Annotated in this window: 22 protein-coding genes; 10 read left to right on the top strand and 12 right to left on the bottom strand. The window is 53.6% G+C overall.

Features of this window, described 5'->3' with window-relative positions; all coding sequences use genetic code 11:
* Positions 1-91: 91 nt before the first annotated feature.
* Positions 92-514, top strand: a complete 423-nt coding sequence (locus tag MOY_RS12680; protein WP_009100356.1) for a universal stress protein — start codon at positions 92-94, stop codon at positions 512-514.
* 82 nt (positions 515-596) lie between these two features.
* The gene (locus tag MOY_RS12675) at positions 597-2,237 is read left to right on the top strand and encodes a BCCT family transporter (RefSeq protein ID WP_009100354.1); all 1,641 of its coding nucleotides are present in this window, start codon (positions 597-599) and stop codon (positions 2,235-2,237) included.
* Between the two features lie 72 nt (positions 2,238-2,309).
* Here the strand turns inward: MOY_RS12675 and MOY_RS12670 are convergent, their stop codons facing one another.
* The 3 genes from MOY_RS12670 to MOY_RS12660 all read right to left on the bottom strand — a co-directional run bounded on the left by MOY_RS12670 (position 2,310) and on the right by MOY_RS12660 (position 5,596).
* Positions 2,310-3,035: a 3'-5' exonuclease gene (locus MOY_RS12670; RefSeq protein WP_009100351.1), complete on the bottom strand. Its 726-nt coding sequence runs from the start codon at positions 3,033-3,035 to the stop codon at positions 2,310-2,312.
* 1 nt (position 3,036) lies between these two features.
* Positions 3,037-4,947: a DUF294 nucleotidyltransferase-like domain-containing protein gene (locus MOY_RS12665; RefSeq protein ID WP_009100349.1), complete on the bottom strand. Its 1,911-nt coding sequence runs from the start codon at positions 4,945-4,947 to the stop codon at positions 3,037-3,039.
* Between the two features lie 259 nt (positions 4,948-5,206).
* Positions 5,207-5,596: a DUF4168 domain-containing protein gene (locus tag MOY_RS12660; protein WP_009100347.1), complete on the bottom strand. Its 390-nt coding sequence runs from the start codon at positions 5,594-5,596 to the stop codon at positions 5,207-5,209.
* A 146-nt stretch (positions 5,597-5,742) separates the two neighbouring features.
* On the opposite strand from MOY_RS12660, the gene MOY_RS12655 reads away from it, so the two are divergent.
* Together MOY_RS12655 and MOY_RS12650 are read left to right on the top strand one after the other, a co-directional pair.
* Entirely contained in the window at positions 5,743-6,666 is a 924-nt protein-coding gene (locus MOY_RS12655) for a DMT family transporter (protein WP_009100346.1), read from the top strand.
* A gap of 41 nt (positions 6,667-6,707) precedes the next feature.
* Entirely contained in the window at positions 6,708-7,475 is a 768-nt protein-coding gene (locus tag MOY_RS12650; RefSeq protein WP_443134862.1) for an EAL domain-containing protein, read from the top strand.
* Here MOY_RS12650 and mtgA read toward each other — a convergent pair.
* The 3 genes from mtgA to MOY_RS12635 form a co-directional block, all read right to left on the bottom strand.
* Positions 7,472-8,188, bottom strand: coding sequence for a monofunctional biosynthetic peptidoglycan transglycosylase (gene mtgA / locus MOY_RS12645; RefSeq protein ID WP_009100344.1), 717 nt, complete (start codon positions 8,186-8,188; stop codon positions 7,472-7,474). The two genes, MOY_RS12650 and mtgA, sit on opposite strands and share 4 nt — an antisense overlap.
* Before the next feature lie 10 nt (positions 8,189-8,198).
* On the bottom strand, positions 8,199-9,053 hold the full coding sequence (gene fghA / locus MOY_RS12640) for an S-formylglutathione hydrolase (protein ID WP_035540706.1): 855 nt from the start codon (positions 9,051-9,053) through the stop codon (positions 8,199-8,201).
* A 91-nt stretch (positions 9,054-9,144) separates the two neighbouring features.
* A complete protein-coding gene (locus MOY_RS12635) occupies positions 9,145-10,254 on the bottom strand; it encodes an S-(hydroxymethyl)glutathione dehydrogenase/class III alcohol dehydrogenase (RefSeq protein WP_009100342.1) in 1,110 nt (369 codons plus the stop codon).
* A gap of 158 nt (positions 10,255-10,412) precedes the next feature.
* Between MOY_RS12635 and MOY_RS12630 the strand changes: the two genes are divergently transcribed.
* Positions 10,413-11,309 carry a LysR substrate-binding domain-containing protein gene (locus MOY_RS12630; protein ID WP_009100341.1) on the top strand — a complete coding sequence of 299 codons (897 nt, stop codon included), beginning with the start codon at positions 10,413-10,415 and terminating at the stop codon, positions 11,307-11,309.
* Here MOY_RS12630 and MOY_RS12625 read toward each other — a convergent pair.
* A complete protein-coding gene (locus MOY_RS12625) occupies positions 11,306-12,673 on the bottom strand; it encodes an L-serine ammonia-lyase (protein WP_009100340.1) in 1,368 nt (455 codons plus the stop codon). The two genes, MOY_RS12630 and MOY_RS12625, sit on opposite strands and share 4 nt — an antisense overlap.
* Before the next feature lie 188 nt (positions 12,674-12,861).
* On the opposite strand from MOY_RS12625, the gene MOY_RS12620 reads away from it, so the two are divergent.
* The gene (locus tag MOY_RS12620) at positions 12,862-13,509 is read left to right on the top strand and encodes a hypothetical protein (RefSeq protein ID WP_009100339.1); all 648 of its coding nucleotides are present in this window, start codon (positions 12,862-12,864) and stop codon (positions 13,507-13,509) included.
* Positions 13,510-13,695: 186 nt separating this feature from the next.
* Positions 13,696-15,267: an AbgT family transporter gene (locus MOY_RS12615; protein WP_009100338.1), complete on the top strand. Its 1,572-nt coding sequence runs from the start codon at positions 13,696-13,698 to the stop codon at positions 15,265-15,267.
* A 138-nt stretch (positions 15,268-15,405) separates the two neighbouring features.
* On the opposite strand, the gene rpoD is transcribed toward MOY_RS12615, so the two are convergent.
* The 3 genes from rpoD to rpsU all read right to left on the bottom strand — a co-directional run bounded on the left by rpoD (position 15,406) and on the right by rpsU (position 19,770).
* Entirely contained in the window at positions 15,406-17,256 is a 1,851-nt protein-coding gene (gene rpoD, locus MOY_RS12610; protein ID WP_009100335.1) for an RNA polymerase sigma factor RpoD, read from the bottom strand.
* A gap of 223 nt (positions 17,257-17,479) precedes the next feature.
* Positions 17,480-19,357 carry a DNA primase gene (gene dnaG, locus MOY_RS12605; protein ID WP_009100333.1) on the bottom strand — a complete coding sequence of 626 codons (1,878 nt, stop codon included), beginning with the start codon at positions 19,355-19,357 and terminating at the stop codon, positions 17,480-17,482.
* A 197-nt stretch (positions 19,358-19,554) separates the two neighbouring features.
* The gene (gene rpsU / locus MOY_RS12600; protein WP_007113641.1) at positions 19,555-19,770 is read right to left on the bottom strand and encodes a 30S ribosomal protein S21; all 216 of its coding nucleotides are present in this window, start codon (positions 19,768-19,770) and stop codon (positions 19,555-19,557) included.
* Between the two features lie 199 nt (positions 19,771-19,969).
* Here rpsU and tsaD point away from each other — a divergent pair, with 199 nt between their 5' ends.
* Positions 19,970-21,028 carry a tRNA (adenosine(37)-N6)-threonylcarbamoyltransferase complex transferase subunit TsaD gene (tsaD, locus tag MOY_RS12595; protein WP_009100329.1) on the top strand — a complete coding sequence of 353 codons (1,059 nt, stop codon included), beginning with the start codon at positions 19,970-19,972 and terminating at the stop codon, positions 21,026-21,028.
* Here tsaD and plsY read toward each other — a convergent pair.
* Positions 21,012-21,581: a glycerol-3-phosphate 1-O-acyltransferase PlsY gene (gene plsY, locus MOY_RS12590; protein WP_009100327.1), complete on the bottom strand. Its 570-nt coding sequence runs from the start codon at positions 21,579-21,581 to the stop codon at positions 21,012-21,014. The genes tsaD and plsY overlap by 17 nt on opposite strands.
* 160 nt (positions 21,582-21,741) lie before the next feature.
* Here plsY and folB point away from each other — a divergent pair, with 160 nt between their 5' ends.
* Positions 21,742-22,122, top strand: coding sequence for a dihydroneopterin aldolase (folB, locus tag MOY_RS12585; RefSeq protein WP_009100325.1), 381 nt, complete (start codon positions 21,742-21,744; stop codon positions 22,120-22,122).
* A complete protein-coding gene (folK, locus tag MOY_RS12580) occupies positions 22,119-22,664 on the top strand; it encodes a 2-amino-4-hydroxy-6-hydroxymethyldihydropteridine diphosphokinase (protein ID WP_009100322.1) in 546 nt (181 codons plus the stop codon). The genes folB and folK overlap by 4 nt, the downstream gene beginning before the upstream one ends.
* 4 nt (positions 22,665-22,668) lie before the next feature.
* Here the strand turns inward: folK and MOY_RS12575 are convergent, their stop codons facing one another.
* Positions 22,669-23,784 carry a polynucleotide adenylyltransferase gene (locus tag MOY_RS12575; RefSeq protein ID WP_009100320.1) on the bottom strand — a complete coding sequence of 372 codons (1,116 nt, stop codon included), beginning with the start codon at positions 23,782-23,784 and terminating at the stop codon, positions 22,669-22,671.

The following is a 23,784-nucleotide window of genomic DNA, read 5'->3' as shown; positions in this document are numbered from 1 at the left end:
CATATGCTGCAAGCAACTGTTTTCAACCAACGATATAGCTTTAATTAGTGCGGTAAACCCATGCTAAACGGAGCCATATGAGGAGCATGCTGTGTTTAAGAACATTATGGTACCAGTCGACCTTGCTCACTTAGAGCTACTGGAGCCTGCCTTAAGCGTAGTGGCAGACCTTGCTAAACAGTATGATGCGCATATCACCTATGTCAGCGTCACAGCGAATACGCCCACAAGCATTGCCCGCACGCCTCAAGAGTACGAGCAAAAACTTGAGGCTTTTGCCCAAAAGCGACACCAAGTGCACGGTCAGCCGGTAAGCACCAAGGTTTACAGTTCGACAGACCCTGTTGCTAATGTGGATAAACAGCTCGTCGACGCTGTGAAAGAGATAGGCGCCGATCTGGTGATGATGGCAACGCATCTTCCTCGCCATTTGGACATTATTATGCCCTCCCATGGCGGGAAAGTAGCTACTCACACTGATGCGTCTGTTTTCCTGATTCGAGTGCACCAATAAGCGCGAACTGGTTTTTTTGAGCATTGAGCTTTGATGACACGCGTTTAACGACACGCACGTTAATAATGATGGGAGCAAATTTGTGGATAAAAAGCCGCAAAATCAACCACTTGAAGAGCCAGCCTCGGAGGGCATTCCTGCCCCTGAGGGCGCGGCGAATTTGATCGATACCGATTATGTTATTGGTCAAGACAATATAACCACCAGCACCATGGGCGTTAACCTTGACCTGCATGGCAAGGTATTCACCATTTCGTCCATTTTGGTGCTGCTGTTTGTAATATTAACGCTCGCTTTACAAGGTACGATTGCACCGATCTACGATGCTGTATTTGGCTTTTTGACGGGCAACCTGGCCTGGTTCTTTATTCTGGCCGCTAATGTATTCGTGATTCTCTGCCTTGGCTTGATCGTTTCACCACTGGGCAAAATCCGGATTGGTGGCGCGGATGCCAAACCTGATTTCACCTATACGGGTTGGTTTTCAATGCTGTTCGCTGCGGGCATGGGCATTGGCCTGATGTTCTTCGGCGTTAACGAGCCATTAGCCCACTTCAGTTCTTCGCTGGATGGTGGTAGCTGGGCACCGCTTGCAGGTGCTGAAGGCGATACTGCAGGTGCTGCCGCGCTGGGCATGGCCGCTACGATATTCCATTGGGGTTTACACCCTTGGGCCATTTACGCAGTCGTCGCCCTTTCCCTGGCGCTATTCTCGTTTAATAAGGGCCTTCCTCTCTCAATGCGCTCAGTCTTTTACCCAATACTGGGTGAGCGCGTATGGGGCTGGCCGGGTCACCTCATTGATATCCTGGCAGTGTTCGCCACGCTGTTTGGTTTGGCAACCTCGTTGGGGCTAGGGGCTACCCAGGCAGCCGCGGGCTTAAGCTACTTGTTTGGCGCACCTGAAACCGACATCACGATGATCCTATTAATCATCGGCATCACGATTATTGCTATCGGCTCCATTATGGCGGGTGTCGACAAGGGCGTGCAGTTGCTCTCGAAAATCAACATTGCGATGGCGGCACTGCTGCTGTTTTTTGTGATTGCCGTTGGTCCAACACTGCTAATTGCGACCGGCTTCTTTGAAAACCTGATCAACTATGCTGTACACCTGCCCGCACTTTCCAACCCATTTGGCCGCGAAGACGCGAACTTTAGCCAAGGCTGGACTGCATTCTATTGGGCGTGGTGGATTTCCTGGTCCCCGTACGTCGGTATGTTTATTGCCCGTGTTTCCCGTGGCCGCACCGTGCGCGAGTTCTTAATTTCGGTGTTACTGGTGCCTTCGTTGGTATCGGTATTGTGGATGACCACCTTTGGTGGCACTGCGATTGACCAATACGTGAGCCAGGGCATTGAAGCCGTGCGTGATGCAGGCGTCGATTTACAGCTGTTTATTATGCTCGAGCAGCTGCCGCTATCGCAGATCACCTCGTTTGTCGCGATCCTGTTAGTGGTGATTTTCTTTGTCACTTCGTCGGATTCTGGCTCGCTGGTTATCGACTCCATTACCGCCGGCGGTAAAGTAGATGCACCCAAACCGCAGCGGGTATTTTGGGCGATCATTGAAGGCGCTATCGCCATAGCGCTACTGCTTGGCGGTGGCTTAACTGCACTTCAAACAATGGCGGTCTCGACAGGCTTTCCGTTCACGATTATTTTGCTGGTGGCGTGCTATGCCATTATCAAAGGCTTAATGACTGAACCTAAAGCTGCCTAACAGCCGATTATTAGCACAGTAAAATAAGCGGGCAGCCCAAGGGCTGCCCGTTTTGCGTTACTAAGATAAGCATTAGCACCACAGCGTATTCAACGGCGTATCTGGGTCATAGCGATGAGCGATCTGTGCCTGAAATAGCTCTGCTGTCGCTAACGCATCCAACAAAGCATGATGGCCTTGATAAGCAGGCAGCCCATAGCGTGCGCGGCTAGCGTTCAAGCGAATAGAAACAGGCGGCTGGCCTATCCAGCGGCGAAAACGAGCCCATAGCGTTTGACGGTGCAGACGTGCCTCAAGCGACATGGTATCAATCATCGGAAACATCACGCCTTCACCGCGCCTATCTTTTACCGCTGCATCTAAAAATGGCCGCTCTATATTACGAAAGTGGACGACCACTAGCCGCCCTGCCAGCGTTTCTAACACTTCATTCAGCACCACGTCTAAATCAGGTGCATTAGCAATTTCTGAGTGCGTGATATGGTGATAAGCGATAGACGCCTCATCCAGAGGGCGGGGCGGCTTAACCACCCAGTAACGGCGCTCCGTTAACTTAATGCGGTTTAGCGTAAATGGCACAGCCCCTATGCTAATGATGCCATGGCGCCGCTCGTCTAGCCCTGTCGTTTCCATATCCAACGCCACCATCGGTACCTCTGCAATAGGCGTACCCGGATCGGGGAGTGACGTTTCAAAGAACCGCTTTAGCGCACTATCTTGCGATCGCAAGGCGCGCTCAGCCATGTAGCTAATCCAATCGGCTTGAACGACTTTTTGGCGTGGTCGAATTTCATACATATTATCGGCCCTGCCGCTGTGCAGGTACTGGATATCGAAACTTCAAAAACTTTTGTGCATTACTCAGTACCTGAAAAGCATCTTTAAGTGTGTGGCGTTCGCTGTCCTCGACATTTTCAGGCTCGATATTATTGTCTGGGGCGCGATCTTCCTGAAGATCAATCACCTGATGACGAATCCGTGACATACACAAAAACTCAAGGGCATAGCTGAGCTTATCACTGACCCCGGTGGCTAATAGCTGGGTATGGCTAATATCCTCCAAACGCTTAAACGAATTTTGCGCTTTAGAACCACAGGCTAGCGCATGCACCCGAACAAGATCGACCATAGGCGCGGTGCCACGTCGCTTCAAATTAATCGAGTTATTGTGTTTGCCATCTTTTTCCATCACGAAGGTACGGAAAAAGCCTAGCGGCGGCGTGCGATTGAGGGCATTACGGGCCATTGCCGCTAAAAAAAGCGGCGATTGGGGGGCCGTCTCAGCGATTAAGTCCTGTAGCGCCTCTACGAAGTGATCCTCTCCGTAGATACTATCTAAATCAAAGAAAATCGAGCTGTGCAGTAATTTTTCGGGAGTGGGGTTCGCCATCCACTCTTTAAAGTAGCTTTTCCATACGCTCAGTGGCTGACGCCATTGGCGGTTAGTCGCCATCACGTCGCCTTTACAGTAGGTATAACCACAGGCATCCAAGCCATCGCTCACAAACGCTGCCAATGCATGAAAGTATGCGTCATGTTCTGTTGGGTTAAAGTCATCGGATAAAATTAGCGCGTTATCTTGATCGGTCACGATACTTTGTTCGTTTCGTGCCATAGAGCCATTAACCATATAACAGTAAGGAACAGGTGGCGGCCCTAATGCCTCTTCCGCTAGCTCCAAAAGCCGTCGCGTAAAACTGCGCCCGATGGTTGAGAGAGCGCTGCCTACCATTTGTGAGTTAGCACCCTCTTGCACCATACGCACAAAAGCAGCACGTACATCCGGTAAAAGCTTGGCTAATCCTTGGGCGCTGGACTGGTTAAAAATGTTACTGACCAGATAAAGCCCACTGTGGGTTTCATAGCGAATAATATCGGAGAGATGCACCACGCCCACGGGGCGTTGACGATAAAGTACCGGCAAATGGTGCACGTTACTGCGTAGCATAGTCAGCATCGCTTCATAGATCGATGCATCCGACTGAATTGTAATAAGACGCTCAGAAACCACATCACCAATCGGCGTTTGCGGTGACAGACCTTCCGCAACAACGCGAGTGCGAAAGTCACTATCCGTGAGGATGCCGCACATCTGCCAGGTTTTGCCTTCGCTATCTTGAAAGCTATAGCGGGGATGACCGCTGCCTTCATCAATGACCAGAACAGCAGACGCTTGAGCAGCGCCTATTTGTTTGGCAGCTTCCTGCACACTTGTCGTTGACGGCACCATGACGGGATACCGGCTTACCAATTTTCGGATACGCGAAACCATCATGTCGTTAGATTTTTTTTGCTGTTCTGCCGCTGTCTCTAGACGTGGGCGCTCAAGCTCAACAAAGTCGGCAAAATTATCATCCTCCTCGCAGAGGCGTTTAAAAACGGCGCCGGAAATAAAATAAATGAGGGTGTCTTCAATGGCCGTGGCGGGCAAGCGAACTTTATGGTTTCGCAGTAAACTGAAGTGGCCAAAAATATCCCCTTCACCTAAGCGGTTATATAGCTCTCCCTGGCGACGGTACACCTCCACCGCACCGCTGCGAATATAGCAAAGCTCAGTCAGCGATTGATCAAGCTTCAGAATCTCGCTGCCGGTTTTGAAGTAACGAACCTCCACTTCTGCGGCAATACTATCAAGCAGCTTATCGGATAGGCCGTCAAAGGGCGGGAACTGCCCCATATGCTGACGTATTTCTAACAGTTCAACCTCCATGCAGCCTCCTACCCCTATTTGGGCACCATTAAACATTAACCTTGGCCGTATACAGCACCTATGTATGCTTTAAGTCTGGCGGGGCTAGGTGCCAGCGTAAACCCTAAGGTACAAAAAAAGCCCGGCGCTGATGCGCCGGGCTTAGGGTGACACTGAGAATGTAAAAAACAGATACTTCGCTGGTTAAGTAAAATCTGTCACTATCTCTCAATATCGATCGTTACGTTGGTACGAAAACAGTTTGAAGTAATCGCTGCGATTAAGACTGACCGGCCATTTCTTGAACGCGCTGCATCATTTCTGGATCTTGTTGGATAGACTGACCAATGGCGTTGAAGGTATCCACATCCAAGCCGCTGTCTTCAACAATCTCGATCATACGATCATTGGCTTCGGCACGAACTTCCTGTTGTTGAGCTTCACCTTCTGCTTCCTGCAGACGCTGTGTGTACTCTTGCGAGATCACGGCGATTTCTTGAGAAGCATCGGCGAACTGCTGTAGCTGCTGATCAGAAAAGTCCTGAGCTGGGGCTTGCTGGGTAGCCATCGGATCTTGCGCTGGATCTTGGGTTTGCTGGGCGTGAGCAGTACCTGCCAGAAGACCAGTCGCGAGAAGAGCAGCAGAAAACAGAGCAGTTATACGTTGCATAGTTAAGAAACCTCATTGGCGCATTATGAATGTGCCCAGTGTGACGCGCTGCTTGTGCGCAGGTTCAACTTTTTATGTAATTTTAAGTAACAAAAAGAATTTTAAAGTAATAAAACCACCCGTAATTGGGAGCACACCGAGGTCTTATGTTCGATTCTTTAAAAAAATTAAACAGTCTGCATCTGCCTACCCTGGGGCTAGCCGCTATGCCAGTTGTCTTCGTTTTGCTATGGAGCACAGGCTTTATTGGCGCCAAATTTGGCCTGCCCTATGCCGAACCTTTCACTTTCCTGTTTATTCGTTTCGTCCTGACCCTGTTTCTGCTCATCCCTCTTATTAGCTTAATGCGTATTTCTTGGCCTTCTTCACCCAGGTTATGGGTACATATAGGGGTTTCTGGTTTACTGGTGCACGCTACCTATTTAGGCGGTGTGTTTTACGGTATTTACCTGGGTATGCCCGCCGGACTCGCAGCGCTTTTGGTCGGCTTACAGCCTCTACTCACCGCCGCCTGTGCAGGGCCGCTGCTTGGTGAACGTTTAAGCACCCGGCAATGGGTGGGGCTTTTGTTAGGGTTATTAGGGATTAGCTTGGTACTGGGCAGTAAACTGGAGCTTGGCAGTTCGTTATTCGAGGGGTTTGGCCTTGGCGCGCTTTTAAGCGTTATCGCAGCATTGCTGGGCATATCACTTGGCACTCTTTATCAAAAACGCTACTGCACCAGTATGCCGCTACTGTCTGGGGCGGTGGTTCAGTACATGGCTGCTGGCGTTCTGTTGGGCATCGGGGCACTGGTGTTTGAAACCCGAGAAGTACACTGGAGCCCAACGTTTATTCTTACGCTTGGCTGGCTGGTGCTGATCCTCTCAATTGCCGCTATCCTGTTATTGATGGCCTTGATAAAAAAAGGGGAAGCCTCGCGGGTAGCGAGTCTTTTTTATCTGGTACCGCCAGTTACAGCGTTACAAGCGTGGTGGCTATTTGACGAACGCCTGCCACTGCTTGGATTAATAGGGATGCTTGTCGCCATTGCAGGGGTGATTTTGGCAGTGCGGCCAGGCACAAAATAACCAATGAAAATAGTTAAAAAAATTCCAGGGTTTGGATAACGATGACAGTACAACCTCACTGCGCCAGAGTGAATGGTGTCTGCAACCGCTGCGACACCGACGTTCCTTTTGCCTTCACCATGGCATTTCAGCCCATTGTGGATGTGGAAAAACGCCGCATCATTTATTACGAAGCGCTAGTGCGTGGCATCAGCGGCGAGTCGGCCTTTTCGATTCTTGAACAAGTTACCGATGAATTGATGTATCGCTTCGACCAAGCATGCCGTGTTAAAGCTATAGAGCTTGCCAGTGAACTTGGTATGCAGGAGCGGCTATCGATTAACTTTCTACCCAATGCTGTTTATGAGCCGGAGGCCTGTATCCAGGCAACGCTTGAGACGTCAGAGCGGGTAGGTTGGCCCATCGAACGGCTTAACTTTGAGATTACTGAAACAGAGCGAGTGGTTGACCGTGCGCATATGCGCTCGATCATCGAGAGCTACCGCCGCATGGGGTTCACCACGTCGCTGGATGACTTTGGCAACGGCTACGCCAACCTTGACCTACTCACGGATCTTCGCCCTGATACGCTTAAAATCGACCGCGAACTGGTCATGGGCTGCGACTCTAGCCAGCGGCGTCAGGCTATTTTGAAAAGTTTGGTTTCTCTGGCGGATACGCTGGACGTCCACCTAGTGGCCGAAGGCATCGAGACCCGTGAAGAGTCGCGCTGTTTGTTGGCATTAGGGATACCGGTGCAGCAAGGCTATTATTTTGCTCGCCCTCAGATTGAGCAGTTACCTAGAGTGGGCGACGAAAAGTACGATTAAAGCCGCTCCAGATAGCTTGTACCACCCAGATTGCGCATTTGCTGGCGTATCCACTGGCTGCGGCGCTCTACCTGCGCATCGGGCCGCGATGCGCTGCGAGTGCGCGGACTGGGAAGAATCGCAGCTAAAAGGCTTGCCTGTCGCTCGGTTAAAGCGCTACCTGAGGCGCCAAAGTAGTGGTCAGCCGCTGCTTCCAGCCCAAACACCCCGGTGTCCCATTCGGCGACGTTAAGATACACCTCGAGTATGCGCTGCTTACTCCACAGTGTTTCAATCAGCAGTGTGAACCACACCTCCAGCCCTTTTCGTACCCAGCTGCGGCCGCTCCACAAAAACACATTTTTAGCGGTTTGCTGGCTTAACGTACTAGCGCCGCGCAGCCGCGCGCCATCACGACTCGCCTGCCAAGCGCGGCGCAGTTCAACAATATCGAACCCCCGATGAACGGGAAAACGCTGATCCTCAGCCGCAATCACGGCAAGCTTGGCATTGTTGGACAGGTTATCCCAACTGCGCCATTGGCGGTTTATTGTGATCGGTTCGCTGGTTATCCAACTTTGTACTTTACGCTCCACCATCACCATAGAGCCCGGGGGCGGCACAAAGCGAAACAGTAGAACGAGAGCAATGGAAAGCACCACAAACGCAAGCGCGCCACGCCAAACAAGACGCCATAAATGGCGAAGAAAACGGCGCAGCGCGCGATTGAGCATTTCGGTATCCTTAGCGCTTCATGAGATGTTCGGCATGATAACGCATATGATCCTCAATGAACGAGGCGATAAAGAAGTAGCTGTGATCGTAACCAGGCTGGCGACGCAGCGTAAGCGGGTGATCATGCTCTTCACAAACGGCCTCTAAACGCTCGGGCATCAACTGCTCTTCTAAGAATTGGTCGGCTTCACCCTGGTCGATAAACAGCCGTTGTCGGGAAGCACCGTTTGCCACCAGCTCGCAGGCGTCATACTGGCGCCAGCGAGACGAATCATCGCCCAGATAACTGGTAAACGCATTTTGCCCCCAGGGGCAGTTCATGGGGTTAACGACGGGGGCAAACGCAGACACCGAGCGGAACCTGCCCGGGTGGCGCAGCGCGAGAATCAACGCCCCGTGCCCTCCCATGGAGTGACCGCTGATGGATTCGCGCCCATTAACCGGGAAGTGCTGGCGCACTACCGAAGGCAGCTCCTCCACCACATAGTCATACATGCGGTAGTTAGATTTCCACGGTGCCTGGGTAGCGTTAACATAAAAACCAGCGCCAGAGCCCAGGTCATAGCTCTCATGCTCCCCGGGCAAGTCGGTGCCCCGCGGGCTGGTATCGGGGCAAACAATCGCCACACCCAACTCTGCGGCAATGCGGTGGGCGCCTGCCTTTTGCATAAAGTTTTCGTCATTGCAGGTCAGACCCGACAACCACCATAACAGCGGTACCCGCTCGTTTTCTGCCTGGGGCGGCAGGTACACCGCAAACACCATGTCGCAGTCCAGCGCCCGGGAGTAGTGACGGTAACGCTTATGCCAACCACCAAAGCTGCGGTTGGCCGACACCAGTTCTAACGTTTCGCTCATGCTCATGGGCAGCCTCCTTGAGAAGATGAAAGCGCGGCTGGGCTTCCCTGCCGCGCTCTTTTAGCCGATTACCACTGATACTCAGTACCGATAATACTCAGTAATGCAGGACGGTACGAATGCTCTTGCCTTGGTGCAGTAGATCAAACGCTTCGTTAATCTTCTCAAACGGCATATCGTGGGTAATAAAATCGTCGATATTGAGTTCGCCACTCATATAGCGATCAACGTAGCCAGGTAGCTCGCTGCGGCCTTTTACCCCGCCAAAGGCGGATCCTTTCCACACACGCCCGGTGACCAGCTGAAACGGGCGGGTGGATATCTCTTCACCTGCACCTGCTACGCCAATAACAATCGACTCACCCCAGCCTTTATGGCAGCACTCAAGGGCTGAACGCATCACGTTGACGTTGCCAATGCACTCAAAGGAGTAGTCAACGCCACCGTCGGTCATATCAACAATTACCTGCTGAATCGGGTCGCTGAAATCCTTCGGGTTAACAAAATCGGTAGCCCCAAACTGCTTGGCCAGCTCGAATTTATCAGGGTTAACATCGATAGCAATAATCTTCGATGCCTTAGCCATCACTGCGCCTTGAATGACCGCTAGACCAATGGCACCCAAGCCAAACACAGCAATGGTGGAGCCTGGCTCAACCTTGGCAGTGTTAAGCACCGCGCCGATGCCGGTAGTCACACCGCAGCCTAGCAGGCAAATCTTATCCATCGGTGCTTCTTTCGATACGACCGCAAGGGAAACCTCCGGCAGCACGGTGTACTCACTGAAGGTGGACGTTCCCATGTAGTGGTGGAGCATTTTACCGTCCAGCGAAAAACGCGACGTACCGTCGGGCATTACGCCCTTGCCCTGAGTCGCGCGTACGCTGCCACACAGGTTGGTTTTGCCTGACAAACAGAATTTACACTTGCCACACTCAGCGGTGTAGAGCGGGATGACATGATCACCTGGCTTAACGCTGGTGACACCTTCACCCACTTCTTGCACAACACCCGCGCCCTCATGGCCCAGCACTGCCGGGAAGTTACCTTCAGGGTCAGCGCCTGAAAGCGTATAGGCGTCTGTATGGCAAACACTGGTAGCCGCCATTCTGACAAGCACTTCACCCGCTTTCGGACCTTCCACGTCAATTTCGACCAGCTCCAGCGGTTTACCCGCTTCTAATGCAACGGCGGCACGTGATTTCATCGTGTGATCTCCTAAACAGTCTTCACAAAAGGCGAATGTTCGGTTTGGTTAAAACGTCAGTGATTGCAGTGTAGGTCAGCTAGTCGGCTTGGATAAGGCGGGATACACTCATAAGATTATTGCCACTGAGCAACAATCACTCTTTATCAGGAGCGCCTATGCAGCGCTGGGACCGCATTGAAGCGTTTGTAGAAGTGGTGAGGCTCGGCACATTTTCAGCCGCCGCCCGCCACTTAAAGGTATCCACCTCGCATATCAGCCGCTTAGTCAGCCAACTTGAAAACCAGCTGGGTGTGCAGCTTTTATATCGCACCACGCGGCAAATTCGCTTAACCGATGCTGGCGCACTCTACGTAGAGCACTGCCGCCACTTATTTGATGGCCTGCGGGATGCCGAACAAGCTATTAATGAGTTACAGGCAAGACCCCGAGGGCTATTGAAACTGACCTCCGCCACCACGTTTGGCGAGCGCTACATTGCGCCACTGGTCAATGATTTCCAAAGCCTGCACCCTCAGCTAGATGTACACATGCACTTCACCAATCGCCCTGTGGAGCTGATTGAAGAGGGCTACGATATCGCCATTCGCATGGGCGTACTCAAAGACTCAAGCTTAATTGCGCGCAGGCTATGCGAGCGGCGGGAGTATATCGTGGGGTCACGTGCCTATTTTCGCCAGGCGCCACGGCCGCACACGCTTTCAGAGCTTAGCCAGCACCGCTGCTTGATTGGCTCGCGGCCCAACTGGCTATTCGAGGTTAATGGACAGCGTCGCGAGGTGCGGGTGGAAGGCTGCTGGAGCGGCAATTCAGGGCCAGCGCTACTTGATGCTGCGCTAAAGGGGCTAGGGCTTGCCCAACTGCCCGATTACTACGTCATGCCCCACTTGGCTAGCGGCGAGCTAATGTCCGTTTTAGAGCCTTTCCAGCACAACGATACGGCAGTGTGGGCGGTGTACCCTCGCCACCGCCACCTATCGCCCAAAATCCGCCAGCTTGTTGATTATTTGGTGGAAAATATCAATACCACACTGCCCATTAACCCGCTGATTTAACACTCAATGGCATTGACGGCTAAGCCGCCCTTGGAGGTCTCTTTATACTTATCCTGCATGTCGCGGCCAGTATCACGCATGGTGCGTATGACTTTATCCAGCGAGACAAAATGGTCGCCGTCGCCATGCATCGCCATCCGCGCTGCGTTAATTGCTTTTACTGAGGCAATCGCATTACGTTCAATACAGGGCACCTGCACCAGCCCCGCGACCGGGTCACAGGTAAGACCGAGGTTATGTTCAAGGCCAATTTCTGCTGCATTTTCCACCTGCTTCGCAGAGCCTCCCAACACCTCTGCCAACCCTGCCGCCGCCATAGCACAGGCGGAGCCTACTTCCCCTTGGCAGCCAACTTCAGCGCCAGAAATTGAGGCGTTTTTCTTACATAAAATACCGATCGCCCCGGCGGCCAGTAAAAAGTCCACAACGTCCCCGTCGCAGGCGTCTGGTTCAAATTTACGGTAATAAGCCAACACCGCAGGCACAATGCCCGCCGCGCCGTTAGTGGGGGCGGTAACCATACGCCGCCCGGCGGCATTCTCTTCGTTGACGGCAAGGGCAAAGAGATTGACCCAATCCATAACGGTAAAGCTAGATACGATTAGCCGCTGGTGAGCGGGTGGCGAGAGTAGCTGCTGGTGCAGCGACTGAGCGCGTCGCCTGACGTTAAGCCCACCCGGCAGGCATCCTGATGCCTTTAGGCCGTTATCAATACTGTCGCTCATGGCCTGCCAAATCGTCAGTAGTGTTTGGCGAATCTCCTCTTCACTGCGCCAGACTTTCTCGTTTTCCAGCATCAGCTCGCTGATTCGAAGTTGATGTGTTTCGCACAGTTCAAGCAGTTCGTTGCCGGTCTCAAACGGGTAAGGCAATCTTGTTGTGTCTTCTTCAAACCCGCCTTTATCGGCGCTTGCCTGATCAATAAAGAAGCCTCCCCCAAGGGAGTAGTAGGTATTGGTAGCAATGATGTTTTCATCCTGATAAGCCGTCAGCACCATGGCATTAGGGTGAAATGCTAAGCAGGTCTCTTCCCACTCAATATCACGCTGGCGGTCAAACCCCAGTGCTTGTCCACCAGGCAGACGTAACAGTTCGCCTTGGTCAAGCGCGTTCAACCTTGGCTCGATAGTATCGGGGTCTATCGTCTCAGGCGCTTCGCCCAGTAGCCCCATAACGACTGCTCGGTCAGTGCCGTGCCCCACGCCCGTCGACGCTAGTGAACCATGCAGCCTTACCACAAGACGGTTGAGTGACTGTTCCCCTAACGAGCGCGCAAACGCACCGGCGGCGCGCATCGGCCCCACCGTATGGGAGCTGGAAGGCCCGACACCAATTCTGAATAGATCAAACACACTAATAGCCATGCCTATGAAACCTCACAATATTGTTATTCCCTGCCTAGCTAACACTTTGTAGGCTTAGTGCCCAAACGTCGAATTAATAACCACAATATCGACGTGCGAACATATAAGTGTGACGATATAATGAACATTCACACATGCATGTATTTATGCCCGATTAACGATGCCGCCTACACATAAAGGATGTTGGTATGCCTTCTCCCCCTGCCTGGCCGATAGGCTTCCAAACTATCCTAGTGCGCGCAGTGCTATACGTCTTATTTATTGGCGCCATTGCCCAGGGAGCTTATCTTGAAGCACTTTATCTTCCTTCTGTGCGCTTTTCAGAGCTAGGGTTTACGGAGATTACCCAATCCTTGGTATTGGCAACGTGTTGCGCAATGCTGATTTATGTTCGCCATGTTCTCAAGGTCTGGCCTACCGTTACACTGCTATTACTGGCCTTTGTTGCGGCCTCATTAGTACGTGAACAGGATTATTTTCTAGATAACTATGTTGCTCGTCACACCTGGAAGGTACTGGTTGCGCTCATTGTTGTTCCTTCCATTACCTGGGTCATTATCCACTGGCGTCGCTTTTTAGAAGAGTTTACTTACTATAGCAACACCTTCGCCTTCGGCTTGTTCACCGCAGGCTTACTGACTACCTACATATTTTCACGCCTTTATGGTCGGCAAGATTTTTGGCGCGCGGTACTTGAAGAGAGCTACGTAGGGACATTTAAAAGCGCCGCTGAAGAAGTCGTTGAGCTACTCGGGTATAGCCTAATACTATTCGCCACGCTTGAGTTACTCCTCCTCGCCCTACGTATTCATAAAGCACGCCGCACCACTCGCTAGCCCTGTCGCCAACCGCACTAACCGCCGCCTTCGCTCTTCTCACCTGCTTTGTGAAGGCGGTATTTCATTTTTTATATGTCGCTATGCGTAAAGCCATTTGCGCGATTCACTGCTTCAACGTAGTGTCGCGCGCTAGGCCTTCTGGGCTCTTTTGCTAAAAAAACCCACACTGACGACATAAATCATATGACAACTCCACAAAATCGTGAAGAAAACCTAAAAAGAGGAGCGTTTACGCGCTTTCTCGATAGCGTTGAGTGGCTTGGCAATCTACTGCCCCACCCCGTCACCCTGTTTGCCATTCTCTGTGTATTAGTCGTCGTCGCCAGCGGCATTGCTAGCGCGCTAGGGGTTTCTGTGGCCGACCCACGGCCAGCTAATGAGGGAGAGTGGATAGCGGTTAACTCACTGCTAAATGCGGAGGGCCTGCGCCGCTTAGTGACCGAAATGGTTACCAACTTCACCAGCTTTGCACCATTAGGCACCGTGCTAGTGGCCATGTTAGGTGTTGGCGTAGCGGAACATTCAGGTCTCCTGTCGGCCAGCATGCGCGCTCTGGTGCTTAATCGCTCGCCGCGCATTGTGACTTACGCCGTGGTATTTGCGGGCATTATGTCTAACATGGCGGCTGAGCTTGGCTATGTAGTACTTATCCCCTTGGCCGCGATGATCTTTCACTCGCTAGGGCGTCACCCCTTAGCAGGCCTTGCCGCCGCCTTCTGCGGCGTGTCCGGTGGCTACAGCGCTAACCTGCTGATTGGTACTGTTGACCCGCTGCTTTCGGGCATCACCCAGGAGGCCGCGCGCCTTCTCGACCCCGCCTATGTAGTCGGCGCTGAGGCCAACTGGTTCTTTATGTTTGCTAGCACCTTCTTCGTTACCTTGATAGGCGGCTTAGTCACCGAGCGGGTTGTGGAGCCTAAACTGGGTAAATTTGATGCTACTTACGCCGATAGCGATATCGACCAGCAGCGTATGGAAGGCCTAACCAGCACCGAAAAGCGCGCGCTGAAAGGCACTGGCCTAGCTACCTTGGCGCTCATTGCTCTCGTCGCAATTATGGTGGTACCTGAGAACGGTATTTTGCGTAACCCTGAAACCGGCTTAATTAGCGGCTCACCGTTCTTACGCGGCATCGTCGTCATCGTTGCAGTCTCCTTTACAGTATTAGGTTTCACCTATGGCCGCTTAGCAAACACCATGCAAAATGACCGCGACGTGGTCGACGCCATGGCAAAGAGCATGAGCAGCCTAGGCCTCTATATCGTACTGGTGTTCTTTGCGGCTCAGTTTGTGGCGCTGTTTAACTGGAGTAATTTCGGCACGGTAACCGCTGTTGCCGGGGCAGACTTGCTGCAGTCACTAGGATTAAGCGGCCCTGGCCTGTTTGCGCTGTTTATTATCATGTGCGCCTTCGTTAACTTGTCGCTTGGCAGCGCGTCAGCCCAGTGGGCAGTAACGGCACCGATCTTTGTACCCATGCTAATGCTGATGGGGTACGCACCAGAGGTTATCCAAGCGGCTTACCGTATTGGCGATTCGGTGACTAACCTGATCACACCAATGATGAGCTATTTTGGGCTGATTCTTGCCGTGGCGACACGCTACAGAAAGGATATGGGCATAGGTACACTGGTCGCTATTATGCTGCCTTATACGCTGTTTATGCTGGTTGGCTGGACGATACTGTTCTTTATCTGGGTATTTGTCTTCGGCCTGCCGGTTGGCCCTGGCTCTGCCACTTACTACACGTTGTAGGCTCTCTACACGCAGTAAGTGCCTGCAGGGTACAACGCAAAAAAGCCCGCCGTTCTTTGAACGGCGGGCTTTTGGATCTTAGCGGCGACTACTTTCTATTCACCACTTACCACTTACGATTCAGCTTACTGCTTATGCCTACTCGTCGAGGAACGAACGCAACGGCTCAGAGCGGCTAGGATGACGCAACTTACGCAGCGCCTTCGCTTCAATCTGGCGGATCCGCTCGCGGGTAACGTCAAACTGTTTACCCACCTCTTCCAGCGTATGGTCGGTATTCATATCGATACCAAAACGCATGCGCAGCACCTTCGCTTCCCGGGCGGTCAAACCGCCAAGCACGTTACGCGTGGCTTCGATCAAGCCTTCACCGGTGGCCATATCGATTGGCAACAGCATAGTGCCATCTTCAATAAAGTCGCCCAGGTGCGAGTCGTCGTCATCACCAATGGGCGTCTCCATGGAGATCGGCTCTTTGGCGATTTTGAGCACTTTACGCACTTTGTCTTCCGGCATCTCCAGGCGTTCGCCCAGCTCTTCCGGGGTCGGCTCGCGGCCCATTTCCTGCAGCATTTGGCGCGATACGCGATTGAGTTTGTTGATCGTCTCAATCATGTGCACCGGAATACGGATGGTGCGCGCCTGATCCGCAATAGAGCGGGTGATCGCCTGGCGAATCCACCACGTGGCATAGGTCGAGAACTTGTAACCGCGACGGTATTCAAACTTGTCCACCGCCTTCATCAAACCGATGTTACCTTCCTGGATAAGATCCAAGAACTGCAGGCCACGGTTGGTGTACTTCTTAGCAATCGAGATAACCAAGCGCAGGTTCGCCTCAACCATCTCTTTCTTGGCGCGGCGTGCTTTAGCCTCACCAATGGACAGCTTACGGTTAACCTCTTTAAGGTCAGCCACGGTGAGTTGCACCATGTCTTCCTCAAAGGCGATTTTACGCTGAGAGCGGGCGATATCAGCACGCAGCGGCTCTAGGCGGTCGGCATACTTGGGCTGCGCTTCCTGGAAAGCGTCTAACCACTTCGGGTCAGATTCACTACCGGGGAAAGACTTGATAAATGTCTTACGCGGCACCTTCGCTTTCTTAACACACAGCTGCATGACCGCTTTTTCTTGGGCACGCACCTGCTCGACACTGATTCGCACCTGACCCACTAAGCGCTCGAAATGTTTCGGCACTAACTTGATGGGCGAGAAAAGAACCGCCAGACGAGTCTGCTCCGCCTTCAACTCGGCGCTGCCTCGGCCGTACTTAGCAAATGCGGCCTCAACCAAAGCGTTCTGCTCACGAATCTGCTCAAAGCGCGCACGCGCCTCTTCAGGATCCGGGCCGCCTTCGCTAGCGGTGGAGTCTTCGTCCTCGTCGTCGCCGTCATTATCAACGTCGTCGTCAATTTCGGGCTCAGGCTCTGGCTCAGGCACTTCTGCTTCTGCTACCCCAGGAATACCTTCATCGGGATCGATGAAGCCAGAAAACAGGTCCGACAAACGCCCCGGCGCTTCTTCATCCTGGGTGGCATCGTAAGCGTCAAGAATAGACGCGACGGCACCCGGCAAATAGGCCAGAGACGACATTACCTCACGGGTACCCTCTTCAATCCGTTTGGCGATTTCAATCTCGCCTTCACGGGTTAAAAGCTCAACCGTACCCATCTCGCGCATGTACATACGCACGGGATCGGTGGTGCGACCGACGTCGCTTTCCACGGCGGCGAGTGCCGCAACGGCCTCTTCCGCAGCGGACTCGTCCGTGGAGTGATCCGACATCATCAAAGTGTCTTCATCTGGCGCTTCTTCAGCGACACTAATACCCATGTCGTTGATCATGCCAATGATGTCTTCCACTTGATCCGGGTCGGCGATATCCTCGGGTAGATGGTCGTTGACCTCGGCATAGGTCAGGTAGCCCTGTTCCTTGCCGCGCGCGATCAACTCCTTCAGACGCGACTGCTGCTGCGCATTTCCAGCCATAGAAACCCTATCTCGACGAAGAAGAATGAAACACCTGGGAGCGCTGAATCGATTAAACTCAACAAGCCGAACAGTATAGCGTAAATAGCTGGTTTTTTTCCAGCGGAACGTATTTGCGCGGTCTTTCAGGTGTGTTAGGTTATTCGGTTAGGCCAGTGTTTGGCGACTGACCTTTATGTGGTGCCAAAGCAGAGAAATTCAACCCCACTGCCTTAAACACCGCTTAATGACGCTGGGCAAGCTCCATTACCAAACTGGCTAAACGCTGCCGCTGAGCCTTATCGAGCTTTTGCCCTGAGCGCTCTAGATTAAGCAACGCGTCATACTCATCCTGAGGTGAACGCTTGCGCTGTCTATCCAACAGATGCTCAACCAGCCCTTCAAGTTCCGCTTCCCGCGTCGCTTTCGGTATAAGCAGCTCACGTTTCGCTAGCGTTGCTAGCATTTGCCCCTCATGACTTCCCTGAAAATGTGCCAACACCACTTGAGGGCTGCGGTAACGCCCGGCACGCAGTAGCGCGATCAGTTCACGACACAGCGGCGTTTCGTCACTCTCAGGCAGCCAATCCAGTGTATCCGGCAGGGCTGACACCAGCGTTGGCTCATGCAGCAACAGCTGGACAATACGCGCCACCGTGGAAAGCACCTGTGCTGAATGCTGGCTACGTGCACTGACCGTGGGACGACCAGACGCTGCGCGGCCGGTAGAAACTGGCACCTCCGGCATCGGCACTTCTGCGACTGCCTCTACCGGCTCCCAATCTGCTGGCGCTTTTCGCGCAGCCGCTGCACTCACTCGCTTTTCAAGCAGCACATGAAGCTGCGCCTGGGCCAAACCACTGCGCTTTGCCAGCGCCTCAAACAGCAGCGACTTGAGCATGCCCTCGGGCACTTTGCTCAACGCCTCAAGCACCTGGCTGGCAAACCGCTCACGCCCTTCCACCGTATTGAGATCACGCCCTTGGGCGGCTTGCTCAAACAGAAACTCCGAGAGGGGCATCGCACAGGTGACGCGATTTTGAAATGCCTCACTCCCCTCACGACGAACCAGCGTATCTGGATCATCGCCTTCCGGTAAAAACAGAAACCGTGCTTCGCGGCCGTCAATCATTAGCGGCAACGCTGTTTCAAGGGCGCGGCTAGCGGCTTGGCGCCCAGCGCGATCCCCGTCGAAGCAGAACACCACCCGACTAACCACGCGAAACAGGCGGCTAAGGTGATCTTCCGTAGTAGCTGTTCCCAGCGTGGCCACAGCATTGTTTATACCGTATTGAGCCAAAGCCACGACGTCCATGTAGCCCTCGACAATCACCAACTGCTCAAGCTTGCTGGAGGATTGACGCGCTTCATACAAGCCGTAAAGCTCTCGCCCCTTATGAAAGACAGGGGTTTCTGGCGAGTTTAGGTACTTCGGCTGCTCATCGCCCATTACCCGACCACCAAAGGCGATCGTTCGACCACGCAGGTCGCGGATCGGAAACATCACCCGGTCACGAAAGCGGTCATAGGTGCGCCCGGTATCCTCACGATGAATCAGCAGGCCATACTCCACCTGCACCGACTCACCAATACCTTTAGCGCTCAAGTGTTGCTTTAACGCCTCCCAGCCCCCAGGCGCATAGCCAATGCCATAAGTGCTGACTACCTCCGGCGATAAACCGCGACCCTGTAAATAGCGCTGGGCGCTCTGCCCTTCCTGCATTTTTAACCGCTCGCGGTAAAAGCTAGCGGCTACTTCCAGCAGGTTAACCCCCTCTTTACGCTTTTTTTCACGCTGCTGGGCGCGGGGGTCGTCAGCGCCTTCCCGAGGCACTTCGATACCCAACCTGCCAGCCAACTGCTCGACCGCCTCTGGAAACGGCAGCTTGTCGTACTCCATTAAAAAGCGTAGCGCATTACCGTGGGCGCCACAGCCAAAGCAGTGATAAAACTGCTTGTCGGCACTTACGGTAAATGACGGTGTTTTTTCCTGGTGAAAGGGGCATAGACCAGCGTAGTTTCGGCCAGCTTTCTTAAGCTGCACGCGCTCACCAACCACCTCAACCACATCTACGCGGCCAAGCAAGTCGTCAATGAAACGCTGTGGAATCTGGCCAGCCATGAACTGCGGGCATCCTCGCGCGAAGCGCTTGCGGGCGGGTTTAACGTCATCAGGCAGCGCGCCTGATCACCTTAAACAACGCAATACAGAGTAAAGATCACTACCAGCAATGAAAAACAAACGGCCACCTAGTGGCGGCCGCTTGGCATCCCTCTTGAGATAACCCGCTAACAACGCTGGCTATCCCCAGGTACGGATCAATAGAGCCGTTCGAAACGCTTTTGCTCACGCTGGATCTTCTTAGCGTGACGTTTTACGGCAGCTGCCGCTTTGCGCTTACGCTCAGCAGTCGGCTTCTCGTAGTGCTCGCGACGGCGTACTTCAGAGAGAACACCGGCTTTTTCGCAAGAACGCTTGAAGCGACGCAGGGCGACGTCAAACGGCTCGTTATCACGTACTTTTACAGAAGGCATTAAGCACTCACCTACCTTAAGGAGTCTTGATTTCGGATAGTACGCATACTGCAAAATGCGGTATGCGACCCAGTTTTATAGCGCACAGTAGTCTAGTCGTGGTTGACGATCTTTGCAAATGCTAGACTAAGCCGTTTAGCGATTACTTACGCCTTTTCCAACCATCTTATTTCTGACTATCTCAACGGGTTCCATTGTTATGCGCGTACTGGGCATTGAAACGTCTTGCGACGAAACAGGCGTCGCGATCTATGACGCCGCGCAAACGGGCGGCAGCGGTTTGTTGGCCGACGTGCTTTACAGCCAAATTGCGATGCATGCGGAGTACGGTGGCGTCGTCCCCGAGCTTGCCTCCCGCGACCATACACGCAAGCTTCTGCCACTCATTGAGCAGGTACTCCACGACGCTAAGCTCACGCGACAAGACCTCGATGGCATTGCCTATACCGCAGGCCCGGGCTTGGTAGGCGCCCTGATGGTTGGCGCCAGCACCGCCCACGGCATGGCACGAGCGCTAGACATCCCCGTACTGGGGGTTCATCACATGGAAGGCCATCTGCTGGCACCCATGCTTGAGGATGACGCGCCCGATTTTCCATTCGTGGCACTGCTCGTTTCGGGCGGGCATACGCAACTTGTTGAAGTACAGGGCTTAGGCCGCTATCAACTACTGGGCGAGTCCGTGGACGATGCCGCAGGTGAAGCGTTTGATAAAGCCGCCAAAATGCTGGGTCTTGCTTACCCCGGCGGCCCACTAATTGCCAAGCTGGCTGAGCAGGGCGACCCCAAGCGGTTTCGCTTCCCCCGCCCGATGACCGACCGTCCCGGCTTGGACTTCAGCTTTTCTGGCTTAAAAACCCACACCCTCACCGCCATTCGTCAATTAGAAGCAGCCGGCGAGTTAGATAGCCAAGCACGGGCTGATGTGGCGCGGGCGTTCGAAGAAGCCGTGGTAGATACCTTGGTGATTAAATGCCGCCGTGCGCTAGATCAAACAGGCTTAAAGCGCATCGTCATGGCGGGAGGCGTAAGCGCCAATACACGGCTGCGCGAACGATTGGCACTGGAAACTGAGAAACGCAACGCCTGCGCTTACTACCCACGAGGGCGCTTCTGTACCGATAATGGCGCTATGATTGCCTATGTAGGCGCTCAGCGCTTAGCCGCAGGCGAACAAGACACAAACGGGGTAATGCAAGCAACCCCCCGCTGGCCGCTAGATGCATTACTTCCCCCTTCCCCTAACCGCGCAGGTTAGGCTCTTCACCCTGGCGCAAACGGCGAATATTTAACCAGTGGCGGGCCAACACCAACAGGCTGAACCCGCCCACTACGCTCACATATTCTGGGGCTAACCAGTAACAGGCTATAGGAGCGACCAGTGCGCTAACTACCGATGCCGCCGCGGCGGTGCGTAGCCGCCATGCTAATAGCGCCCAACACACCGCACTTAATAACGCCACACTGGGCACTAGCACCAGCAATACACCGAAAGCACTCGCTACCGCTTTACCACCACGAAACTTATGCCATAGCGGGTAGCTATGGCCTAAAAGCACCGCTAACCCCACCGCCCCTTGCAGCCAAATAGGCAGCGCAAGAAGCTTGGCAGCCAATACTGCGGGCACCGCTTTCAGTGCGTCCAGCAGCAGCGTTGCCGCCGCTAGGCGGGGCCCATAAAGGCGTAGCACGTTTGAAAAACCAGGGTTACATGAGCCATGAAACCTTGGGTCTGCCACCTGTGCGAGGCGACAAACGCTAAGCGCTGCCAACCAGCTGCCGCTTAGATAGCCCAGTACTATCAAGATCATGGCCGGCTCGCATTCGTTATGGTGGCCTTTAGATTGACAACGTTAGTTCTGATGACATCCGTGAGTCGCATTAGCTCTGTTCACCTTGTCCATCGCCTTACTGTCGTTTAGCGCCGACCTCAAGTACAATCGCTCGCTTGTTGCCGCTAGGGGAATGCCCGTGGATCATATTTTGATCGAAGGACTCACCGTAGACACCGTCATCGGTGTGTACGACTGGGAGCGCACGATAACGCAATCGCTGAGCTTGGATTTATCGCTAGCAACGGATATTCGACCTGCAGCGGCCACAGACGATTTACGTTTAACGCTCGATTATGCCGCTATTTGTCAACGAATCCAGCAATTCGCCAATGAGCACCAGTTCGCCCTGGTGGAAACGTTTGCTGAGCGTCTCGCGGCGTGTTTACGCAGCGAATTTTCGATTAGCTGGTTACGGCTCACCCTACGCAAACCAGGAGCCGTCCCCCAAGCTTCCAGCGTAGGACTTGAAATTACCCGCGGCAAATTACCGGAGGCCATCGAGGCTACGCATTCATGAGCTTGGTGACCGTCAGTTTAGGCAGCAATATTCACCCCGACAAACATATTCGACTGTGCCTGGATGCGCTTGAGGATACCTTTGGCGACCTGCAAATATCCCGTATATTTGAAAGCGAACCGGTAGGTTTTAAAGATAGCCGCAATTTTTACAACGCCGTGGTTGCCTTCCATAGCAACTGGCCAGCGGGTGAGCTACAGGCCTGGGCCAAACAGCTTGAAATCGCTCACGGGCGCACGCCAGAAATGACAAAATGCAGCCCCAGAGCCCTGGATATAGACCTGCTGACAGTGGGTGACGCCAACGGCATTGTGGACGGCATTCCCCTGCCCCGCGCGGAAATCACCCACAACGCTTTTGTGCTACAACCGCTGGCCGAGCTTCTACCCGCCCAGCGCCACCCTGCCTGCTTAACCCCTTACGCCACCCTGTGGCAGCGCTTCAAGCTGGGCAACCAGCGCTTATGGGCAGTGGATTTTCAGTGGCGTGGCCGCTGGGTTTCCCAGGCAGATCCTCAACTCCGAGCAGCTCAAGCAAGATAATAGCCTAAGCAAGGGCCTTGGCGACCGCCTGTTGGCGCCGTGCCCGCAGCGCCTCACCCAGCGCACCGCCACGCAAGCCTTCGCTCACCAGCGCTTGAGGATCAACCGCCTTAGCTCCCTGCCAAGCGTTACGCAACGGCGCTTCAAGCTCGCTATTAATCCGGCAGATAAGCTGTAGCTGCGCCTTAACCTGCTCGGGCTTTCGCCACCCATCTAAACGTTCCAACCAATGCAGCACGCCCTCGTCAGTTAGCGGTGCCGCCATCAGGTTAAAGCTAAGCGCCACATGGCGAGCAAGCTGGGCCACGGCGTTAGGCAAGCGTAGGCGCTGAGCAAGTGCATCGCGTTGTGGGTCAACCAGCACCGAGACAAGCAGCGCATAGCGCCAATGGGCTAATGGCACGTGTGTCTGCTCTGGCGCGTGCATCAGTCGCGTTAAACCTGCCGACAGGTGGTCGTTTAATTCTGGCCACCAAACGGACAGTGCGCCACAGCGTTGTAGCGTTGTGAAATAGATATCAGGGCTTGGTTCAGCCAGTGCTTTTTCGGTTTCGACCCATACCCGCTCTGCTGCTAGGTGTTCAAGTTCACCGCTATGGCTCACCTGCTGCATTAAATCGAGTGTTTCAGCGGCGATGGTGAACCCCAGGTTGGCATAGCGCGCCAGAAAGCGAGCGGTACGCAGCACCCGCAACGGGTCTTCGCTAAACGCAGGGGAAACATGGCGTAGCAAACGATTTTCAATATCTTGCTGGCCATGAAATGGGTCAGTGAGTTCTCCGTCGGCACGCTGGGCAATGGCATTGATCGTTAAATCCCGCCGCAGTAGGTCCTCTTCTAGGGTGACATCTGGACTCGCGTGCACCTCAAAACCACCGTAGCCATGCCCTGACTTGCGCTCGGTGCGGGCTAATGCATACTCCTCAGATGTCTCTGGGTGCAGGAATACGGGAAAATCACGACCGACAGGCTTGAACCCTCGCTTACGCATCATGTCTGGCGTCGCACCGACCACCACCCAATCGTTATCGTAAACCGGCCAACCCAGAAGTTCATCCCGCACGGCGCCCCCTACCCGATGCACCTCAAGCCCTTTTACTTTAGGGTCTTGCTTAAACAC

This window comes from Halomonas sp. GFAJ-1, assembly GCF_000236625.2.
GTDB lineage: Bacteria > Pseudomonadota > Gammaproteobacteria > Pseudomonadales > Halomonadaceae > Vreelandella.
Note: the sequence above shows the minus strand (reverse complement) of the source record. Positions and strands in the feature narration are given on the sequence as shown.